This window comes from Acidovorax sp. 107 (assembly GCF_003058055.1).
Classification (GTDB): Bacteria; Pseudomonadota; Gammaproteobacteria; order Burkholderiales; family Burkholderiaceae_C; genus Acidovorax.
The window spans coordinates 3,522,289-3,540,774 of record NZ_QBTZ01000001.1 but is presented as its reverse complement, the minus strand read 5'-3'; the positions used below and the strand labels follow the sequence as shown (position 1 = coordinate 3,540,774).

The following is an 18,486-nucleotide window of genomic DNA, read 5'->3' as shown; positions in this document are numbered from 1 at the left end:
TAGGGGCAGCGCCGGTTTCAACGGCTGCCAGCTAGAAGGCAGCCAGGGCACAAGCCTCAATGCCCCAGCGATGGCCCACTCACGGCCTGGCCACCCCAAACAGCCCCGCCGCGTTGTCCCACGCCACCTTGCGGGCCACATCGGCGGGCAGGCGGCCCAGCCACTGGCGGTAGCCCTGCATCAGGCTTTCGTAGTGTTGCCAGCGCTGGTTGACCCAGGTGTCCGAGCCGATCACGAAGCGCGTGGGGTACTTGAGCAGCAGCGCGCGCCAGGCGGGGCACAGCTGGTTGTCGTCGCACACCAGGCCGGGGCGGTACGAGAGTTCGCCCACCAGGCCCGGGTAGCGCGCCATCAGGGCGTCCACCCGCTCCACCGGCGTGCCGCCGATGCCGGTGTGGGCCCAGATCAGCCGGGCCTTCTGGCCCTTGGACGGGGTGTTGGCCATCAGCAGGTCGATGGCGGTGTCGTCCACATGGGCCAGCACCACCAGGTCCCGCTGCTCGGCCAGGGCCATGAGCTTTTTGGCCACCGGGCCGTTGGCATTGGCGCTGTCGTACAGGTGGAATTCGCCCAGGCCCCGGTACGGGCCGGCCGGTGTGCCCCGGCCCAGTTCGGTCTGCACCATGTCGTAGATGGTGTCGTCGGCAAACCAGCCGGTGTAGTCGGCGCGGTTGCGGTACAGCCGCACAAACGGCACCACCGTCACGCCGGCCTCGCGGGTCTGCGGCAGGCCGGCCAGGGTGAGCGACCCGGCATTGGGCCGCGAGTTGGCCACGATGGCGCGCACACCGCTGGCCTTCATGCGCGCCAGCACATCGGCGGGTGGGTGCGGGCCCGCTCTGCCATCCCAGGCTTCCTCGTTGTAGTGCAGGTGGGCGTCGAACAGGGGGCCGGTGTAGTCGGCCGCGTGGGCGGCAGCGCACAACGCTATCAAACCCATAGCTGCCAGCGCATGACGGACTAGCGCTTGGGGCCGAAAACGCCTGAAATCCGCCATGCTCACCCCTGTTGGTCGTTCGCTATCGTGTCGCGGTCACTGGGGCGGTCTCAGCCCAGGTGCTTGGCAAAAAAGGCCAGGGTGCGCTCGCGGGCCGTGTTGGCGGCGGCCTCGTCGTAGCTGCCGCGCTGGTCGCAATTGAAGCCGTGGTCGGCGGCGTACACATGCACTTCGACCTCCGGGTGGGCCTTGCCGAAGGCCTGCACGCTGTCGAGCGGGATCCAGTGGTCGCGCTCGCCAAAGTGGGCCAGCACCGGCACCTTGGGGGTGCGGGCCACTTCTTCCGGCGTGGTCACGCCGCCGCCGTAGTACGGCACAGCGGCCGACAGGCCCTGCAGCTGGCAGGCCGAGCGCCAGGTCAGCAGGCCGCCCCAGCAGTAGCCCACGATGCCCACCTTGCCGCCGCTTTGCTGCGCGGCGTAGTCGATGGCGGCCTGGATGTCGGGCATCACGCCCGGCGCGGGCAGGGCCTCGACGGCAGCCTTCAGGCCCATGCCAGCCTGCATGTCGTCACCGGTGTAGCCCAGCTCCACGCCCTGCTTGACGCGGTGGAAGGTGGACGGCGCCACGGCCAGGTAGCCGCTGGCGGCGTAGCGGTCAGCCACCGAACGGATGTGCGAGTTCACGCCAAAAATCTCTTGCAGCACCACCACGGCGCCACGGGGGGGGCCTTCGGGCTTGGCGACCCAGGCGGGGGCCACAAAACCGTCACTCGATGTCAGATCAACAAACTGTCCCATGCTGAATGCTCCTTTGCTTTGGTAAATATGGTGCGCGAATGGGCCGCGATGTCGGCCAGGACGCTGCGCGGCGGGCCGCAGAACCTGTTCCAATGCGCCATTCTTGCAGGAGACCCCACCCCATGGAGAAGATCGCACTAATCACCGGCGCCAGCCGGGGCATTGGCGCCGCCACCGCACGGCTGGCCGCAAAACATGGCTGGGCCGTGGCCGTCAACTACCTCACCAACGAGGCCGCCGCGCAGGGCGTGGTCGATGCCATCCGTGCAGACGGCGGCACCGCCATCGCGGTGCAGGGTGACGTGGCGAGCGAAGCCGAGATCCTGGCCATGTTCCAGGCGGTGGACACCCAGCTGGGCCGCATCAGCGCCCTGGTCAACAACGCCGGGGTGGTGGACGTGACCGCCCGGGTGGACGCAATGAGCACCGAGCGCCTGCGCCGCATGTTCGATACCAACGTGATCGGCAGCATCGTCTGCGCTCGCGAGGCCGTGCGGCGCATGAGCACGCGCCATGGCGGCAGCGGCGGGGCCATCGTCAACGTGTCCAGCGCCGCCTCGCGCCTGGGCTCGGCCCACCAGTATGTGGACTACGCGGCGGCCAAGGGCGCCATCGACACCTTCACCATCGGCCTGGCGCGCGAGGTGGCCGCCGAGGGCATCCGCGTGAACGCCGTGCGCCCGGGCCTGATCGAGACCGACATCCACGCCAGCGGCGGCCTGCCCGACCGCGTGCGCGACCTCTCGCACCAAGTGCCCATGTTGCGCGGTGGCACGGCCGACGAAGTGGCCGAGGCCATCGTCTGGCTGATGTCGCCCGCAGCGAGCTACACCACCGCCACCTTGATGGATGTGTCGGGCGGGCGTTAGGGGCACGGAAGGCTTGGCGCCACCCATGGCGGGCACGCTGCAGCGCAGCATGCCCAACCCCCAAACGGTGCAGAAAACACCGCATACTCGCGCACAGCCCGGGCTGCGCCACCCTCATCGGCCGTTGGCCTGAGCACCCCGAAGAACCACCCTGCCCACCTGCCCCTGGGAGCGCCCTGATGGACCTCAAACCCCTGATCACCCTGCTGGCCATCGTGAACCCGCTGGCCATCGTGCCGTTCTTCATCCACTACACCCAGGGCTTCTCGTACCCGCAGCGACGCCGCACCATCCAGGTGGCCAGCTTCAGCGTGTTCTGCGTGATTGCCGCCTGCGCATTGCTGGGCCTGCAGATCCTCGACTTCTTCAACATCTCGCTGCAGAGCTTTCAGGTGGGCGGCGGCATGCTGCTGCTCATCAGCGCGATGAACATGCTCAACGCCCAGCCCGCCGAGGCCAAGCCCAGCACCAACGAGTTTGAAGAAGGGGCAGAGAAAGCCGCCGCCGGCAGCAGCATCGCCGTGGTGCCGCTCACCATCCCGCTGCTCACGGGCCCCGCCAGCATGTCCACCGTGGTGATCTACGCCGACCGCGCGCAGGGCGTGTGGCAGACGCTGGCGCTGGTGGGCTACGGCGTGGTCATCGCGCTGGCCACGGCCGTGTGTTTTGCGCTGGCCGACCCGATTGCGCGCGTGCTGGGCAAGACCGGCATCAATGTGATGACCCGGCTCATGGGCCTGATCCTGGCCGCACTGGCCGTGGAGGTGATGGCGGACGGGCTGGGCAAGATTTTCCCGGTGTTGATCGCCCGCTGACTCCCCCCCATGTCCGCCCGCCTGCTGCTGCTCGAAGACGACCCCGCCATCGCCCGCACCGTGGCCTATGCGCTGGAGCGCGACGGTCTGACCGTCACGCACAGCCTGCTGGTGCATGACGCGCGCCAGCAGCTGCAGCGCACGCGTTTTGACCTGCTGGTGCTGGACGTGGGCCTGCCCGACGGCAGCGGCCTGGATCTGCTGCGCGATGTGCGCAATGCACCGCCTACCGCCGCCCTGCCCGTGCTGATGCTCAGCGCCCACGGGGAGGAGATCGACCGTGTGCTGGGCCTGGAGCTGGGCGCGGATGATTACCTGACCAAACCCTTCAGCCCCCGCGAGCTGGCCGCCCGCGTGAAGGCGCTGCTGCGCCGCGCAGGCCACGGGAACGGAAATGGCAACGGCCACCCGACAGCGCCCGCCGCCAATGCCGCCGCACTGTTCCACGACGACGAAGCCGGCCAACGCATCAGCCTGCGCGGCCAGGCACTGCCGCTGACCCGGCGCGAATACCGCCTCCTATCCCACCTGCTGCGCGGCGCAGGCCGCATCCATTCGCGCGACGCGCTGCTGGCCGCCGCCTGGGGCGACGACAGCGACAGCACCGACCGCACGGTGGACACCCACATCAAGACCCTGCGCGCCAAGCTGCGCGAAGTGGACCCGGCGCGCGAGTACATCAGCACGCACCGGGGCATGGGGTATTGCCTGGACATCTGAAGCCCAATTGGCCGCCGGCGCATATCTATCAAGCGCTGGCAGCTATTGTTTTTGAAGTAACGCACCATGCGCCTCGGCATCCGCCTGCTGTTCGCCTTCTTCCTCATCAACGGCATCGCCGCGTTCTTTGTGCTGCGCGTGTTCATGGCCGAGATCAAGCCCAGCGTGCGCGAGGTGATGGAGGACATGATGGTGGACACGGCCAACATCCTGGCCGAGCTGGCCAGCGAAGACCTAGCCGCCGGGCGGCTGGCGGCGGAGGCCGACAATAGCAGCACCAGCCCGTTTGCCCAGCATGTGCGGCGCTATGCCACGCGGCCCATCGATGCGGCCATCTGGGGCTTTTCCAAGCAGTCGCTCGACTACCGCATCTATGTGACCGACACCACGGGGCGCGTGCTGTTCGACTCCGAAAACCGTGCCATTGGTGCCGATTATTCGCAGTGGCGCGACGTGGCGCGCACGCTGCGCGGCGAGTACGGCGCGCGCTCGACCCGCGATGTGGAAGACGACGACACCAGCGGCGTGATGCATGTGGCCGCGCCCATCTACGTGAACAGCCAGATTGCGGGCGTGCTGACCGTGGCCAAGCCCACGCGCACGGTGCAGCGCTTCATCGACCGGGCCGAGCGCAAGGTGTTCATGGGCGGGCTGTTGCTGCTGGCGCTATCGGCCGCCGTGGGCGTGGCGGTGACGCTGTGGATGGTGTGGAACGTGCGCCGCCTGCGCGACTACGCCCTGAGTGTGCAGGGCCCCGCCGACGGCGAACGCCACGACCCGAACCTGCCGCCCCCCACCGCCCTGGCCGTGCCCGAGGTGCCCGGCGAGCTGGGCGACCTGGCCCGCGCCATGGACCGCATGCGCGCGCGGCTGGAGGGGCGCGACTACATCGAGGGCTATGTGCGCGCGCTCACGCACGAACTCAAAAGCCCTGTGGCCGCCATCCGCGGCGCGGGCGAGCTGCTGCAGGACGAGCTGCCCGCCGCCGACCGCGCCGAGTTTGCAACCCAGGTGGTGCAGCAGAGCGAGCGCCTGCAGCGCATCATCGACCGGCTGCTGGAGCTGTCCAAGCTGGAGCAGCGCCAGCACGCCGAAGGCCGCGCGCCCGTGGCGCTGCAAGACTGCGCCGAGGCCGCCATTGCCCAGACCCGCGCCCGCGCCGGGCAGCGCGGCATCGCCCTGGCGCTGAGCGGCCACGGCACCAGCGGCCCGTGGGAGGCTGAGCTGGTGACGCTGGCGCTGACCAACCTGCTGGACAACGCCATCGACTTTGCGCCCGCAGGCAGCACGGTGCGGGTGGACCTGGACGGCGCCACGGTGGCCGTGCAGGACAGCGGCCCCGGCGTGCCCGACTACGCGCTGCCGCGCCTGGGCGAACGCTTTTTCACCACCGCACGACCGGGCGGCGAGCGCAGCGGATCGGGCCTGGGACTGGCCATCGTCCAGCGCGTGATGGCGCTGCATGGCGGGCAGATGGTGGCGCGCAACACGGCGCCGGGCCTGCGGGTGGAGCTGGTGTACCGCACCGCCTGAGCCGCCAAAGACACGGCCAGCACTCCACTTCACACTGGCCTCACAAACTTCATAGCGCCCTCACAGCGCGCCACAACACTGCCTCCACAACAGTCACTTGTGGAGGATCTTTTGTTCAAACACCCCTTGTTCACCAAGCTGGCGGCGCTGACCGCCATCACCGTGTTGCTGCTCTTTGGCCTGGGCCTGATCGAAGACGTGGTGCGCGACCGGCTGCGCTACCGCAGCATCACCGCGCAAAGCGTGGCCGAGAGCCTGGCCGGGTCGCAGACGCTGATGGGCCCCATGATCCACAGCGCCTGCGTGGAGAGCTGGGATGAAGAAGTCGGCAAGGGTGACGAGCGCCGCATGGTCGAAAAGCGCCGCGAGTTCATCCTGACCGCCATGCCCGAGCAGCTCAAGCTCACCACCGGCGCCGCGATGGAAGAACGCGCACGCGGCCTGCACAAGGTGAACACCTACAACCTCAAGGCCAACGTGACGGCGCAATGGGGGTCGCTGGCCAACCTGCTGCCGCAGAGCAGCATGAAAAATTCGCGCATGCACTGCGGCGCACCCATCGTGATGATGGCCGTGGGCGATGCGCGCGGCATCCGCACCGCGCAGTTCACCATGGGCAGCCAGGCGCTGGCGCTCAAGCCTGGCACCTTCCACCCCACCTACAGCCGGGGCCTGCATGCGATGCTGCCCGAATCCGTGCGCGGCAAGGCCGATGGCCTCACGGCCACCTTGGACCTGGAACTGGTGGGCACCGAGCGCCTGGCCATCGTGCCGCTGGGCGGCAACACCGAAGTGCTGATGACCAGCAGCTGGCCCCACCCGTCGTTTGCCGGGCGCTTTCTGCCGTCGGAGCGCGAGGTCAAGAAGACCGGCTTCTCGGCCCAGTGGCGCCTGTCGTCACTGGCCACCACGGCGCAGGCCGACATTGCCAGCGGCAAACGCATCTGCCTGGGCGCGGACGAGGGCAGCGACTATGCGCACACCGGGGCCACGCCGGGCGACTGCGCCGACAGCTTCAGCGTGGCCTTCATCGACCCGGTGAATCCCTATTCCCTGTCAGACCGCGCCACCAAGTACGGCGTGCTGTTCATCGCCCTCACCTTCGTGGCCGTGGGCCTGTTCGAGCTGATGAAGAAGCTGCGCGTGCACCCGGTGCAGTACCTGCTGGTGGGCAGCGCGCTGTGCAGCTTCTTCCTGCTGCTGGTGAGCCTGTCGGAGCACCTGCCGTTTGGCATCTCGTACGCGGTGGCCGCCAGCGCGTGTGTGCTGCTGCTGGCCTATTACGCCAGCCACATGCTGGGCGGGCTCACGCGCGGGGTGCCGCTGGGGGCGGGCATTGCGCTGCTGTATGGCCTGCTGTATGTGCTGCTGCAGCTGGAGCAGACGGCGCTGGTGGTGGGGGCGATTGCACTCTTCCTGGTGCTGGCGGCGGTGATGGTGCTGACGCGCAAGGTGAACTGGTACGGGCTGTCGCAAGGCGGCACGCCCCCGCGCCCCACCATGCCACCGGTACAGCGCCCCACAGCGCCCCGCACGGAGGCCGCATGAACGCCACCGCCGCCCACACCACGCGCTGGGCCCAGTACCTGGCGCAGGCCCAGGCCCTGACGCCGCCCGCCAGCACCGGCCCCGCAAGGGGCACCGCGCTGACCGCCGCCGAAGCGGACCGCGTGCAGCGCCACCGCGACCAGTTGATGGCGGCCCTGCGGTCGCAGGACCGGCTGGCCTTGCATTGCGCCAAGCAACAGGTGCTGGACGCGGCCTTTTGCCCGCACGGTGCAGCAGCGGACCATACCCCCGAAGACCCTGCCGGTGCTGCAGATGCCGCCGCAGATTCACCCGCCCTGCGCCGAGCCCTGCGTGACTTGGCATGGCGCACGGCCGGCCTGTTGATGCCGCGCCACCATAGGGTCTGAATGCCCACCTAGTGGGATGTGGACAGACCCTGCGGACCAAATTTCAATCGAAATGGGCGATAGCGCCAGTGCAATATGCACCATCAGCTATCAAAAAAAAGAGCGATCACCCAGCCGCCCTGCGACTGCGCCCCTCGCGCTGGACCGCGCGCGCCAGGTCGCTGCACGGTGGGGCACACAACGGCAGCCTCCCTTGCAGGCGCCGACGCTGAGTGACAAGCGCTGGGGATAGACGACCCGATGGGGCGCCGGTCAGGCGGGTACGGCGGACGCTGCGTCAGGCTGCGCGGCGGGTATGTCGGCGCCTTGGGCATCCGTGTCCGAACAGGTGGCCCCGCCGCAGCCGTGGATCAGCTCCTGCGGCAATGCGCCGGGGGCATGCACCACGCCCGTCGCCGGGTCAAACCCCACACGGCGCAGGTGCAGGGCCAGCGAGGCGTCCATGGCCTGTGCATGCTGCGGGAACCACAGCGCCAGCTCGCTGGCCATCACGCGCAGCACCTGGAGGTCGCCCTGCTCGGCGCGTGCCGTGCCTTCGCGCATCACCTTCAGCACCACACTGTGCTGCATGCTGTGGCAGTTGCCCGATGCGAAACGGGTGGAGGCCATCCAGTCGTCCTCCTGGCCAAAATGCTGCTCAGTGTGGTCCACCAGCGCGCGCCAACGGGGTAGCAGATTGGCGTCATCGGCCTGGTCCACGGCGGCCAGCAGATCGACGAACTCCCGGTGGGTGTCATCCATCAGGGGCAGGTCGAGGTTCAGCGCGTCAGACCATTCGAGTTGGGCCATGGGAATCCTTGTGCAGGCAGATCAAACGAAGGTGCGAGCTTAGGAGCCCCGGGCGGTCCGGGTGTTGACGCAGGTCATGGCGCGGCGCCGTATGCGGCGGCTGCGACAACCGGCGCCCAAAGCCTCGCCACCTCGCCAGACACAGCAGAACCCTGCACCGCTATGCGGGCAGGGTCCATGCAGCTTTGCCGTGGGATCGCAGTTCAGGCGCCCCGCGCCCGCCTTCGATCAGCTGTGGCCGTACATGCGCTTGGCGTCGTCCACGCACTTGGACTTCAGGTCGCCGCTCATGGCGTCGCAGCGCTCCTTGGCGGCCTTGTAGTTGGCCTCGTTCTTCTCTGCCGTCGCGTCCTTGCGGGCTTCGGCCACGTTAGCGGCCTTTTCCGCCGCGTTATCGGCGGGCTTGGCCTGGGCGGCCGCCACCTTGGCGTTCTCCTTGGCCTTCACATGTTCGGCCTTGGCGTCCTTCACGCACACATCCTTGGCGTTGCCGGTCAGGTCATCGCACTTTTCCTTGGCGACGGCGTAGGCGGCGTCAGCGCGGGCTTCGGCCACCTTCTGGCTGGCCTTGGGGCTGGGCTTGTACTGGGCTTCGAGCTCGGCCTTGGCCACGTCCTCGGCCCCCTTGGCTTCCTTCATGCAGATGTCCTTGGCATTGGCCTTGAGGGCATCGCATTTTTCTTTGTTCATCTTGTAGTCCGCCGAGATGCTCTCCTTGGCGGCCTTGTGCTCTGCAGGGGTCATGGCAAAAGCGGTGGTGGCCATCAGACCGGTGGCGCAGACGGCGATCAGGGTGCGTTTGAATGTCATGGGTTTCTCCTCGGTATGGAATGAATGCAATCGAATGAAATCTGCTGGCGGCGGCTGCCAGGGGGCTCCTGGCGAGGCCGGGGCACTAGCCCCGTTGCCATGGCACCGTCAGTCGTTGAAGCGGAAATCAGGATGGCGGCTTTGCCATTCCTTGAGCTGCTTTTCGGCGACGTCGCGGGCGATGCCCTGGCGCTCTTGCAGCTTGCCCAGGAACTGTTCGCGCTTGCCGTCGATGACATCGAAGTCGTCGTTCGTGAGCTTGCCCCACTGCTCGGTCATCTTGCCCTTGAACTGCTTCCAGTTGCCCTTGATGGTGTCTTCATTCATGGTGTGGTTCCTCATAAACACTTCGCTTCAGCCATCCACTCGGAGTGCGTGGAACACTTGCGTGATGCGATGGAATTCACTGTAAAAATGATCCGGAGCAGACGCCGTAGTCCATGCCACGCAGCACACGTCAGCACAGGCCTACGGGCTTGCCGGACACCGCCGATGTGGCGGCGCCTTCACTCGGGTACTCGCCCGGAACAGACCCCGCAAGGGGTACAAAGTGTTGCAATCGCCCATCATTGGCGGCCCTGCTCGCAGCCCGCGCACCAGTGCCTGTTTCGCCTGGTAACACTTGTGTTTCCCAGCGCACGCGGCGTGTGATTTAGTCACGGTTGTGCCTGCCCGACTGCGCACGTTTCACCACGACCATCCCATGACCCATCCATACCCGGAGACTCTGACCACCGCGGTGGCAGAGGCACCCGAGGGCCAGCCCCTCTCCCCAGAACATGCGACGACGGGCGGCCTGGCCCATGCGCCCCTGCTGACCGCACTCTTGGCGTCCAGCGCCCTGGCCGCCTGCGGTGGGGGCGGTGGCGACAGCGCGCCGGGTGCGGGAACCCCCGGCACACCCGCGCCCTCCACCCCCTCGCTCGGCGACTACGCCCATCCCTCTGCCACGACGGACAACGAGGCCGCCCGCTTTCTGCTGCAGGCCCAGTTCTCGGCATCGACGGCCGAGATCGCGGCCCTGCGCGCCACCACCTATGCCGGCTGGCTGGACAGTCAGTTCAGCGCAGGCCCCAGCCAGGGCGGCTGGGACTGGTTGAACCAGCGCGGCTACGCGGACGTCAGCAACGACACGGCTTACTACGACAACTCCTACCCTGCCGACTACATGATCTGGTATCAGCTCATGAAGTCGCCCGATGGCCTGCGCAAGCGGGTGGCGCTCGCGCTGTCTGAGATCTGTGTGGTGTCCACCAATGGCGTGGACATCAATTGGCGCTGCCATGCCATGGCGTGGTACTGGGACCAACTGGTGAACAACGCGTTTGGCAACTACCGCTCGGTGCTGGAGAACGTGACGCTCAACGCTGCCATGGGCTACTACCTCAACACCCGGGGCAACCAGAAGGAAAACGCCGCCACGGGCCGCCAGCCGGACGAGAACTACGCCCGCGAGGTGATGCAGCTCATGTCCATCGGGCTGGTGGAGCTGAACTCCGACGGAACTCCCAAAAAGGACGGCGCCGGCAAGCCCGTAGACAGCTACACCATGAACGACGTGACCAACCTGGCGCGCGTGTTCACCGGCTACGACTACGACCAGTCGCAGAACGTCCCGATCACCGTGCCCGGCACGACGCGCGTGGTGCCTAACACCACCTACACGCGCCTCCCCATGGCGCTCAATGCGTCACGCCACTCCACGCTGGCCGCGACGTTTCTGGGCACCACCATCCCCGCCAACACACCGGGCGCTGCGGCGCTCAAGACCGCGCTGGACACGCTTTTCAATCACCCCAATGTGGGTCCCTTCATCGGCAAGCAGCTCATCCAGCGGCTGGTCACCAGCAACCCTTCGCCCGGCTATGTGGCGCGCGTGGCGGCCGCCTTCAACAACAACGGCGCGGGAGTGCGCGGCGACCTGCGCGCTGTGGTCAAGGCCATCTTGCTGGACGACGAGGCACGTTCACCCGCAGGGCTCACCCAGCCGGCCTTTGGCAAGCTGCGTGAGCCCATGCTGCGCCTGGTGCAATGGGGCCGCACCTTTGGCATCAACTCGGCGCAGGGCAGCTGGAAGATTGGCGACCTGAGCGATCTGGGCTCGCGGCTGGGCCAGAGCCCGCTGCGCTCCCCTTCCGTGTTCAATTTCTTCCGGCCTGGCTATGTGCCGCCGTCCACGGCATTGGCCACTTCAGGCGCTGTGGCCCCCGAGTTCCAGCTGGTCAACGAAAGCAGCGTGGGGGGCTACCTCAACTACATGCAGGGCGTGATCCGCAACGGCATCTACGTGAATGCCCCCGAGCTGCCCAACAATGCCAGCACCTCCAACAACGGGTACGACATCAAGGCCAGCTACACGAACGAGCTGGCCATCGCGGCCGACGCTGATGCGCTGGTGGCCCGCATCAACCTGCTGATGTGCGCAGGCCAGCTGTCAGCCGCCACCGTCAAGCTCATTGCGGATGCACTGAAGGCGACGCCCGTCACCACCGCCAGCACCGACGCAGTCAAGCTCGACCGCGTGGCGGCCGCCGTCTTCCTGGTCATGGCTTCGGCCGAATACCTCGTTCAAAAGTAAGCCCTGCCATGCACCTGCTTCAACCCGAACTCCACACCCGCCGCACGTTCCTGCGCCGCTCCACCCAGCTGGGGCTTGCGGGCACAGCCCTGCCCTTTGCCCTCAACCTGGCCGCCATGGGCGAGGCGGCCGCCTTCACCGCCACCGACTACAAGGCACTGGTCTGCGTGTTTCTGTATGGCGGCAACGACTATGCCAACACCGTCATCACCTACGACGACGACAGCTACAACCGCTACAGCACCATCCGGGGCGGCGGCGCAGGCCAGTCGGCAGGCGGCATTGCACTGGCCAAGGCAGCACTGGCCCCCACGCTGCTGACCCCCACCACGCCCCTGCCGGGCGGCCGCCAGTACGCGCTGCACCCGGCCATGACAGGGCTGGCCGGCCTGTTCAACAACGGCAAGGCCGCCGTGCAGCTCAACGTCGGCCCGCTGGTGGTGCCGCTGACCCGCGCGCAGTACAACAGTGCCGACCGCGCCACCTACCCCGTGCCTCCCAAGCTGTTCTCGCACAACGACCAGCAGTCGGTGTGGCAGTCGTCCTCGCCCGAGGGCTCCACCGTGGGCTGGGGCGGCAACATCGGCGACCTGGCGCTGTCGTCCAACGGCAACTCGCTGTTCACCTGCATCTCTGTCACGGGCAATGCGGTGTTCCTGTCGGGCGACTCGGCCCTGCAGTACCAGGTCAGCACCAATGGGGCCGTGGCCATCAATGGTGTGAAGAACCGGGTGTACGGGTCATCGGCTGTGCAAAGCGCGCTCGCGTCGCTCATCCAGCAGCCGCGCACGCAGACGCTGGAGAACGAATACAACCGCGTGACCACCCGGGCCGTGACGGCAGAAAGCCAGATCACCAACGGGCTCGCGGGCGTGACGTTGTCCACGACCTTTCCCAACAACAACTCGCTGGCCAACCAGCTCAAGATGGTGGCGCGCCTGATTGGTGCGCGCAGCACCCTGGGCAGCAAGCGACAGGTGTTCATGGTGTCGCTGGGCGGCTTTGACCTGCACGACAACCTCATTGCGCAGCAGCCCGGCTTGCTGCAACGGGTGAGCGAAGCCATGACCGCGTTCTACAACGCCACGGTGGAGCTGGGCGTGGCCGACAAGGTCACGGCGTTCACCGCCTCCGACTTTGGCCGCACGCTCAGCTCCAACGGCGACGGCTCGGACCACGGCTGGGGCAGCCACCACCTCATGGTGGGCGGCGCGGTCAAAGGGAAGGCGTTCTACGGCAGCGCGCCGCCGGTCAGCATCACCAACACAGCCGCCCCCGAAGACCAGTGGCATGTGGGCCAGGGTCGCCTGCTGCCGTCCACCTCGGTGGACCAGTACGCGGCCACCCTGGCCAAGTGGTTCGGCGTGGCCGACAACGAAATGGCGGGTGTGCTGCCCAACATCACGCACTTTGGCGCAGCGGCGGGTCGGCCGGACTACCCGGTGGACCTGGGGTTCCTGTAACGCATTGAGCCCCCGCAGCCTGGGGCCGCAGGTCAGGCCCAGGTCACGAGGCCGGGCCACCACGCGGCTCCCCAATAATGGCGGCATGACGACTCCCTCTGCTCCCCCGCTTCGCCCGCGCGTGGTCATCATCGGTTGCGGGTTCGGCGGCCTCGAAGCGGCCCGCGCCCTGCGGGGCGCGGCGGTGGATGTGACCCTGGTGGACAAGACCAACCACCACCTCTTCCAGCCCCTGCTCTACCAGGTGGCCACGGCCGGCCTGTCGGCCCCGGCCATTGCGGCGCCCATCCGGCACCTGTTCCGGCAGCAGCGCAACGTGACCACCTTGCTGGGCGAGGTCACGCGCATCGACGTGGGCCAGCGCACCGTGCACCTGGCAGACGGCGCCGCGCTGCCGTATGACCATCTCATCGTGGCCGCCGGTGCCACGCACAGCTACTTTGGCCGCGACGACTGGGCGGCCTATGCGCCCGGCCTCAAGACGCTGGACGATGCGTTCGAGATCCGCCGCCGCGTGTTGCTGGCCTTCGAGGCGGCCGAGAAGGAACCCGACCCCGCACGCCGTGCGGACTGGCTCAACTTTGTCGTCGTGGGCGCGGGCCCCACGGGCGTGGAAATGGCCGGCACGCTGGCAGAGATTGCGCGCCACACGCTGCCCGGCGAGTTCCGCCACATCGACCCTGCGAGCGCGAAGATCATCCTGCTCGAAGGCGGTGCGCGCGTGCTGCAGGCCATGCCCGAAGCCCTGAGCCAGCGCGCCAAGGAGCAACTGGACAAGCTGGGTGTGGACGTGCGCCTGGGCGTGCGCGTCACCGCCATCGACAGCGGTGGATTGAAGGTCGAATCACCCGCAAGCGCTAGTACATTCAGCGCAAATAGCTATCAAATAAATAGCAAATGTATTGTGTGGGCTGCGGGCGTAGCCGCATCACCCCTGGGCCGCCACCTGGCAGACGCCACCGGCGCCACCACCGACCGCGCGGGCCGCGTGGTGGTGGAGCCCGACCTGACGCTGCCCGGCCACCCCGAGATCAGCGTGATCGGCGACCTGGCAGCCGCCAAGAGCCATGCCCCCGGCCACGAGCCCACGCCCGTGCCCGGCGTGTCGCCCGGCGCCAAGCAGATGGGCCGCGCCACCGCAGCCAACATCCTGCGCCGGCTGGCGGGCCAGCCCACGCAGCCGTTTCGCTATCGCGACTACGGCAACCTGGCCACCATCGGCCGCAACTCTGCCGTGGTGGACCTCACCTCGCCCGCTGGGCCAGTGCGGTTCTCAGGCTACTTTGCGTGGCTGTTCTGGCTGTTTGCGCACGTGTACTTTCTGATTGGCTTTCGCAACCGGCTGGTGGTGCTGCTGGACTGGGCCTGGGCGTACTGGAGCTTTGCGCGCTACGCGCGGGTGGTGACAGGCATTGAACGCCCGGAGGCCGCACCTCCATCCCCCACACAGCCGGGCTCCTGACGGCCAGCCGCACTGCGTGGCGCCACGGCCAAGGCCGGCGCGCGCTGGCACGGGAGGTCCACAAAGACCTAGTGCGTTACTGCCCCACCTGCTCCACCCACGCCGCCAGCTCCCCGGCCACCTGGCTTGATGCCGCAGCCAGCGCGGCCACGCCGCCCGCCGCATCGGCCGACTTGGCAGGCTGCTGCACGATGAACACACGCTGGCCGCGCAGGGATTCGCCCGACGGGGTCAGCTCAACCACCGTGGCGCGCAGGCGCACCACGCCCGCGCTGTCGCTGGGGCTGGTGAACAGGTGGCTGAACTCCTCCAGCTCGGTGCGCAGCACCAGGGGCAGCTTGTTGCCCTGGGCGGGTTCGCGGGCCTGTGCGGCGCCGTCGTCGGCCTTGAGCACGGCGCGGCGCAGGCCCAGTTGTTCGCGCAGGCGCTGCTGCAGCAGCTGCGCGGGCGGCTGGCTCCAGCGGGCCTGGCTGTAGGGGCGCAGCTGCTGGGCGTCGGCATAGGCCAGGCGGTACAGCACGGCGTTGCCGCCCTCGGGCAGGCCGGGCGCATCCATGTCGGCCAGCGCCAACGGCGCGAGGGGTGCGCGCCGGTCGGTGGGCACGGTGGCCAGCGGACCGGGCCCAAAGTCATACAGCACAGGGCGGGTGGGGGCGGCCGGCAGGGCCGAACAGCCCGTGAGCACCAGCACCGCCGCCAACCCACAGCCCCACAGGGCGGTAGTGCCGGATTTATATGCCTTTGTTGCTATATTTTTGATAGTAATCATATTCACTCCTCACAGGGCCCACGCTGCCCATGCGGCGCGGTCGGAGACACCGCTCATCGGCCACCACCAAAACCGGGCTCACCCGGCCCGGGGGGGATGCGCCCCGAGCCATAGATGAACAGCTGCGGGTTATCGCTGATGCCCCCGGCCGCGCGGCCCATCTGGCGGGCGGCGCGGGCCGTGTCGTCGGCGGCGCGGTTCACCCGGGGCAAGGTGGCGGTGCTGAACTGGTCCGCCGCGCGCGCCAGGGACTGGGTGCCGACGGTGATCTGGTCGATGGCTCCGCCCTCGGCGTTGAGCCGCTGGTTGGTCTTGCCCAGGTCCACCGCCAGGGCGGACACGCTGGCACCCGCCTGCTGCAGCGACTGCAGCGTCTGGCGCGCATCGCTGGCCAGGGGCGGCAGCGCGGCCAGGGCCGGGTCCAGGCGCTGGGCCACGGTGGCATCGAGCCGCTGGGTCAGGGTGTTGACACTGCCTGCGGCCTGGCCGATGTTGGACAGCGCCTCGGTGAGCTTTTGCTGGTTGCCGTCGCCCAGCAGCTGGTTGATGCGGCGCGTGGCCTCTTCGACCTGGCCCAGGATGGCGGGCGCCTGCTCGGCCAGCTTGCCAAACGGCGAGGGCTTGAGCGGCAGGCGTGGCAGGCCGCTGGGGCCGGGGGGCAGCTCGGGGTAGGGCTTCTCGGCGTCGTCCAGCTGCACATGGGCCAGGCCGGTGACGCCCTGGTAGCCCAGCACGGCAAAGGTGGTGGGGCTGATGGGCGCCTGTTCGTTGACGGCGATACGGATCAGCACGTTGCCGCTCACCTGGGGGTCGAACCCGATGCGCGTGACCTTGCCCACGGCCACGCCTTTGTAGCGCACGGTGGCCTGGGGCTGCAGGCCGCTCACGCCGTCGCGGGTGGAGAGTTCGTACTGCTCGTAGTTGGCGTTGTCGCGCGTGAGCCAGATGGCCAGGCCTGCCAGCATGGCGGCGACCACCAGCACAAAGATGCCTGCGGCGAGGGCGTGGGATTTGTTTTCCATCAGGGATGTTCCTTGTGGGGCGCAGGCGCCGTGGCGACCTGCGCCGGAGCCTGCTGCACAGAAGGCACGGGCGCCATGGCCCGCTGGCCACGCTCGCCCATGAAGAAGTGCTCGATGAACGGGTGCGAAAAGTGCGCCACCTCGTGCGGTGGGCCGGTGACGATGACCTTCTTGTCGGCCAGCACGGCCACGCGGGTGCTGAGTGCGAACAGCGTATCCAGGTCGTGCGTGACCATCACCACCGTCAGCCCCAGCGCCGCGCGCAGCTCGCGCAGCAATGCGCAGAAGTCGTCGGAGCTGCTCGGGTCCAGGCCCGCCGTGGGTTCATCGAGCAGCAGCAGCGGCGGGTCCATGATGAGCGCACGGGCCAGCGCCACGCGCTTGACCATGCCCCCCGAAAGGTCGGCCGGCATGCGCGTGGCGTGCTCGGGCTGCAGGCCCACCATCTGCAGCTTGACCAGCGCAGCGTCGCGCACCAGCTCGGGCGGCAGCGTGCCTTGCTCGCGCAGCGCAAAGGCTACGTTGTCGAGCACGTTGAAGGCCGAGAACAGCGCGCCGTGCTGGAACAGCATGCCCACGCGGCTGGCCGCGCCCTCGCGCCCCATTTCGGACGCCGGACGGCCCAGCACCGTGACCTGCCCACGCGTGGGCCGTGCCAGGCCCAGGATCTGGCGCAGCAGCACCGTCTTGCCCGTGCCCGAGCCCCCCACCAGCGACAGCATCTCGCCGCGCTGCACGGTGAAGTTCAGGTCCTGGTGCACGGTGAAGGTTTCATCGCCCTTGCCAAACTGCGTCCAGAGGCCCTGCACGTCCACGATGGGCGGCTCGCCCGGCGCGACGGCGATGTGTTCGGGCTTGGCGATGCGCTCAGTCATATGCCAATGTTCTTGAAGGCGACCGCAAACAGCGCGTCCACGATGATCACCATGGTGATGGACGACACCACCGACGCCGTCGTGCCTTCGCCCAGGCTCTGGGTGTTGGGCTTGACGCGCAGGCCCCAGTGGCAGCCGATGAGCGCAATGAATGCACCAAACACCACCGACTTGGCCATCGCCAGGCCTAGGTTGCCGACCTTCACCGCGGCGGGCAGTGCCTGCACAAAGTAGGACGGCGAGATGTCCATGGAGACGTCGGCCGCCAGCATGCCGCCTGCCAGCGCGGCCAGCGTGGTCCATACGCTGATGAGCGGCATGGCCAGCGCCAATGCCAGCGTGCGCGGCATCACCAGGCGGAACCCGTGCGGGATGCCCATGACGCGCATGGCGTCCAGCTCTTCGGTCACGCGCATCACACCGATCTGCGCGGTGATGGACGAGCCCGAGCGGCCCGCCACCAGAATGGCCGCCAGCATGGGCCCCAGCTCGCGGATCAGCGAGATGCCCAGGATGTTGACGATGAACGACTCGGCACCAAACTGCCGCAGCTGCAGGCTCATCAGGTAGGCCAGCACCACCCCGATGAGGAAGCCCACCAGCGCCGTGATGGGCAGCGCCGTGGCGCCCATGCGGTACAGGTGGCCGGACACATCGCGCCACGGCCCCTTGCGCGGTGCGCGCGCCAGGCGGCCCAGGTCCAGCACCAGCTGGCCCACCATCTCCAGCAGGTGGCGGGCATGGTCCACGCCATGCAGCACCAGCACGCCCAGGTGGTCGATCTGTTCGCCCAGCCGCCAGGGCTCGGGCGGCGGTGCCACGCAGGTGAACTGCGCCACGCGCGTGAGCATGGTGCGCTGGCTGTCGGTGCAGGCCAGCTGGGCGGGCCAGGCGTGCTGCCAGTGGTTCCACAGCAGCTGCGCGCCCACATGGTCCAGCCACTGCAGCTCCCGCAGGTCCCAGCCCAGGGTGGGGGCAGGCGGTGCGTCGCGCAGCTGGTCCGACACGGCCTGCCACTGCTTCGCGCTGCCCAACTCGGCCGCGCCCCAGCGCCCACGCAGCTGCGCGCACGGCCCTTGGGGCGTATCGGCGCGAACGATGTGGGGGGCGTGGTCGGTCATGGGTCAG

General features: G+C 68.2%; 18 protein-coding genes. 9 read left to right on the top strand and 9 right to left on the bottom strand.

Annotated features, from left to right (window positions below; all coding sequences use genetic code 11):
- Window positions 1-79: 79 nt before the first annotated feature.
- Both C8C99_RS16500 and C8C99_RS16495 read right to left on the bottom strand, forming a co-directional pair.
- Window positions 80-940 carry an amidohydrolase family protein gene (locus C8C99_RS16500; protein ID WP_108626347.1) on the bottom strand — a complete coding sequence of 287 codons (861 nt, stop codon included), beginning with the start codon at window positions 938-940 and terminating at the stop codon, window positions 80-82.
- Between the two features lie 107 nt (window positions 941-1,047).
- A complete protein-coding gene (locus C8C99_RS16495) occupies window positions 1,048-1,737 on the bottom strand; it encodes a dienelactone hydrolase family protein (protein WP_108626346.1) in 690 nt (229 codons plus the stop codon).
- Window positions 1,738-1,859: 122 nt separating this feature from the next.
- Between C8C99_RS16495 and C8C99_RS16490 the strand changes: the two genes are divergently transcribed.
- From C8C99_RS16490 to C8C99_RS16465, 6 genes are all read left to right on the top strand, one after another.
- Complete coding sequence (locus C8C99_RS16490) at window positions 1,860-2,606, top strand: SDR family oxidoreductase (RefSeq protein WP_108626345.1); 747 nt, start codon at window positions 1,860-1,862, stop codon at window positions 2,604-2,606.
- Between the two features lie 179 nt (window positions 2,607-2,785).
- Entirely contained in the window at window positions 2,786-3,421 is a 636-nt protein-coding gene (locus tag C8C99_RS16485) for a MarC family protein (protein WP_015012174.1), read from the top strand.
- A 9-nt stretch (window positions 3,422-3,430) separates the two neighbouring features.
- Window positions 3,431-4,141, top strand: a complete 711-nt coding sequence (locus C8C99_RS16480; RefSeq protein WP_108626344.1) for a winged helix-turn-helix domain-containing protein — start codon at window positions 3,431-3,433, stop codon at window positions 4,139-4,141.
- A 66-nt stretch (window positions 4,142-4,207) separates the two neighbouring features.
- Window positions 4,208-5,674 (top strand): two-component system sensor histidine kinase CreC, encoded by a 1,467-nt coding sequence (gene creC / locus C8C99_RS16475; RefSeq protein WP_108626343.1) that lies wholly within the window; start codon window positions 4,208-4,210, stop codon window positions 5,672-5,674.
- Window positions 5,675-5,785: 111 nt separating this feature from the next.
- Window positions 5,786-7,222: a cell envelope integrity protein CreD gene (creD, locus tag C8C99_RS16470; RefSeq protein WP_056643023.1), complete on the top strand. Its 1,437-nt coding sequence runs from the start codon at window positions 5,786-5,788 to the stop codon at window positions 7,220-7,222.
- Complete coding sequence (locus C8C99_RS16465; RefSeq protein ID WP_233247248.1) at window positions 7,219-7,590, top strand: hypothetical protein; 372 nt, start codon at window positions 7,219-7,221, stop codon at window positions 7,588-7,590. The genes creD and C8C99_RS16465 overlap by 4 nt, the downstream gene beginning before the upstream one ends.
- A 252-nt stretch (window positions 7,591-7,842) precedes the next feature.
- Here C8C99_RS16465 and C8C99_RS16460 read toward each other — a convergent pair whose 3' ends face one another.
- The 3 genes from C8C99_RS16460 to C8C99_RS16450 all read right to left on the bottom strand — a co-directional run bounded on the left by C8C99_RS16460 (window position 7,843) and on the right by C8C99_RS16450 (window position 9,516).
- Complete coding sequence (locus C8C99_RS16460; protein ID WP_056643025.1) at window positions 7,843-8,379, bottom strand: hemerythrin domain-containing protein; 537 nt, start codon at window positions 8,377-8,379, stop codon at window positions 7,843-7,845.
- A gap of 228 nt (window positions 8,380-8,607) precedes the next feature.
- On the bottom strand, window positions 8,608-9,189 hold the full coding sequence (locus tag C8C99_RS16455) for a hypothetical protein (RefSeq protein ID WP_056643027.1): 582 nt from the start codon (window positions 9,187-9,189) through the stop codon (window positions 8,608-8,610).
- 108 nt (window positions 9,190-9,297) lie between these two features.
- Window positions 9,298-9,516: a CsbD family protein gene (locus C8C99_RS16450; RefSeq protein ID WP_056643031.1), complete on the bottom strand. Its 219-nt coding sequence runs from the start codon at window positions 9,514-9,516 to the stop codon at window positions 9,298-9,300.
- Window positions 9,517-9,892: 376 nt separating this feature from the next.
- Between C8C99_RS16450 and C8C99_RS16445 the strand changes: the two genes are divergently transcribed.
- The 3 genes from C8C99_RS16445 to C8C99_RS16435 all read left to right on the top strand — a co-directional run bounded on the left by C8C99_RS16445 (window position 9,893) and on the right by C8C99_RS16435 (window position 14,692).
- Window positions 9,893-11,767 carry a DUF1800 family protein gene (locus C8C99_RS16445; RefSeq protein ID WP_108626342.1) on the top strand — a complete coding sequence of 625 codons (1,875 nt, stop codon included), beginning with the start codon at window positions 9,893-9,895 and terminating at the stop codon, window positions 11,765-11,767.
- Window positions 11,768-11,775: 8 nt separating this feature from the next.
- Entirely contained in the window at window positions 11,776-13,230 is a 1,455-nt protein-coding gene (locus C8C99_RS16440) for a DUF1501 domain-containing protein (protein WP_056643037.1), read from the top strand.
- A gap of 85 nt (window positions 13,231-13,315) precedes the next feature.
- Complete coding sequence (locus tag C8C99_RS16435) at window positions 13,316-14,692, top strand: NAD(P)/FAD-dependent oxidoreductase (protein ID WP_108626341.1); 1,377 nt, start codon at window positions 13,316-13,318, stop codon at window positions 14,690-14,692.
- Between the two features lie 76 nt (window positions 14,693-14,768).
- On the opposite strand, the gene C8C99_RS16430 is transcribed toward C8C99_RS16435, so the two are convergent.
- From C8C99_RS16430 to C8C99_RS16415, 4 genes are read right to left on the bottom strand one after another with little or no spacing between them, the layout of a single operon-like run.
- Entirely contained in the window at window positions 14,769-15,461 is a 693-nt protein-coding gene (locus tag C8C99_RS16430; protein ID WP_108626340.1) for an ABC-type transport auxiliary lipoprotein family protein, read from the bottom strand.
- Between the two features lie 53 nt (window positions 15,462-15,514).
- Complete coding sequence (locus C8C99_RS16425) at window positions 15,515-16,483, bottom strand: MlaD family protein (protein WP_108626339.1); 969 nt, start codon at window positions 16,481-16,483, stop codon at window positions 15,515-15,517.
- Window positions 16,483-17,358 (bottom strand): ABC transporter ATP-binding protein, encoded by an 876-nt coding sequence (locus C8C99_RS16420; RefSeq protein WP_108626338.1) that lies wholly within the window; start codon window positions 17,356-17,358, stop codon window positions 16,483-16,485. The genes C8C99_RS16425 and C8C99_RS16420 overlap by 1 nt, the downstream gene beginning before the upstream one ends.
- Window positions 17,355-18,479: an ABC transporter permease gene (locus tag C8C99_RS16415; RefSeq protein ID WP_108626337.1), complete on the bottom strand. Its 1,125-nt coding sequence runs from the start codon at window positions 18,477-18,479 to the stop codon at window positions 17,355-17,357. Before C8C99_RS16415 ends, C8C99_RS16420 begins: the two co-directional genes overlap by 4 nt.
- Window positions 18,480-18,486 lie beyond the last annotated feature (7 nt).